This window comes from Photobacterium sp. ABD4_091, from assembly GCF_056160145.1.
On record NZ_JBSWWQ010000019.1, the window covers coordinates 1 to 984 of the forward strand.

The 984-nt window shown below is 51.7% G+C and carries 1 rRNA gene; it reads right to left on the minus strand.

Annotated features, from left to right (window positions below):
* A 23S ribosomal RNA gene (locus tag ACXAGQ_RS29065) occupies positions 1-984 on the minus strand; the annotation flags it as partial.

Below are 984 nucleotides of genomic sequence, written 5' to 3' on the forward strand. Positions count from 1 at the left end.
GCATTGCCGCAGCTTCGGTGTATAGCTTAGCCCCGTTAAATCTTCCGCGCAGGCCGACTCGACCAGTGAGCTATTACGCTTTCTTTAAATGATGGCTGCTTCTAAGCCAACATCCTGGCTGTCTGAGCCTTCCCACATCGTTTCCCACTTAGCTATAACTTTGGGACCTTAGCTGGCGGTCTGGGTTGTTTCCCTCTCCACGACGGACGTTAGCACCCGCCGTGTGTCTCCCGGATAGTACTTACTGGTATTCGGAGTTTGCAAAGGGTTGGTAAGTCGGGATGACCCCCTAGCCTTAACAGTGCTCTACCCCCAGTAGTATTCGTCCGAGGCGCTACCTAAATAGCTTTCGGGGAGAACCAGCTATCTCCAGGTTTGATTGGCCTTTCACCCCTAGCCACAAGTCATCCGCTAATTTTTCAACATTAGTCGGTTCGGTCCTCCAGTAAGTGTTACCTCACCTTCAACCTGCCCATGGCTAGATCACCTGGTTTCGGGTCTAATCCTAGCAACTGAACGCCCAGTTAAGACTCGGTTTCCCTACGGCTCCCCTAAACGGTTAACCTTGCTACTAAAATTAAGTCGCTGACCCATTATACAAAAGGTACGCAGTCACCCCGAAGGGCTCCTACTGCTTGTACGTACACGGTTTCAGGTTCTATTTCACTCCCCTCACAGGGGTTCTTTTCGCCTTTCCCTCACGGTACTGGTTCACTATCGGTCAGTCAGGAGTATTTAGCCTTGGAGGATGGTCCCCCCATGTTCAGACAGGATATCACGTGTCCCGTCCTACTCGATTTCACTCGAAATGCGCTACCGGTTACGGGGCTATCACCCTGTATCGCTGAGCTTTCCAGCTCATTCACCTGTCGCAAAACTAGCTTAAGGGCTAATCCGGGTTCGCTCGCCGCTACTGCCGGAATCTCGGTTGATTTCTCTTCCTCGGGGTACTTAGATGTTTCAGTTCCCCCGGTTCGCCTCAAT